Below are 873 nucleotides of genomic sequence, written 5' to 3'. Positions count from 1 at the left end.
GCCGGGGTCGAGAACCGGCGCAGTCGTTTCATCCATGAACAGCTTGGTGGACGCCTTCAGGTGCTCGGCCAGCCGATCGACGACGGGCCGCAGGTGGAACCCCGCAACACCCACCCAGTCGGCCAGGGTGCCGCGGTCGATGGTGACACCCGACCGGGCGAGCATCTGGCTTTGCCGGTATAGCGGCAGGTGGTCGGCATACTTGCTGACCAGGACATGCGCGATGGCGCCCTCGGTCGGCAGGCCGCCCTCGATCAGGGCGGCGGGGGCCGGAGCCTGTGTCACACCATCGGTGCAGGCGCGGCAGGCATACTTGGGACGGACGGTCACGATCACACGCAGCTGCGCAGGCACGATGTCCAGCCGCTCGGTGCGGTCCTCGCCGATCTTGTGCATCTGCCCGCAGCCGCACGGGCAGACGAGGCTGTCGGGCTCGACGACCCGCTCGATCCGGGGCAGGCTCTCGGGAAGATTACCGCGGTTGCGCTTGGCCGAGGAGGACTTGCGGCGCGGCGCGTCATCGGAGGAGGTCTGGCTGTCCTGCTGCTCCTCGACTTCGGCGACTGCCGTCTCGAGGTCCTCGAACGCCAATTGCCGGTCGTCCTCGTCGAGCTTCTCGGACGTCTTGCCATGCACGACATGGTTCAGTTCGGCCACCAGGTGCTCGAGACGCTTGACGACCTCTTTCAGGCTGACCGTCTCGCGCAGCAGCGCGGCGACAGCGTCGCGCTGGTCCTCGGGAATGGCCGAGAGGTCGATATGAGGCAGAGCCGACATGCCCCGAACATACCCCGAACCGGCTGGAAATGCTCGGTAATTCTGTCGCCTGATTCATTCTGCCGCAGCCGGCCGGCGTGCCTCCAGCGCCTTCAC

General features: G+C 67.0%; 1 protein-coding gene. It reads right to left on the bottom strand.

Features of this window, described 5'->3' with window-relative positions:
* Positions 1–777: IS66 family transposase (gene tnpC, locus V8324_RS22080; protein ID WP_336422020.1), on the bottom strand; the 777-nt coding region annotated here is incomplete at its 3' end.
* Positions 778–873: the final 96 nt, after the last annotated feature.

Origin of the sequence: Roseovarius sp. D22-M7, assembly GCF_037083785.1 — a bacterium.
Taxonomy (GTDB): domain Bacteria; phylum Pseudomonadota; class Alphaproteobacteria; order Rhodobacterales; family Rhodobacteraceae; genus Roseovarius.
Note: the sequence above shows the minus strand (reverse complement) of the source record. Positions and strands in the feature narration are given on the sequence as shown.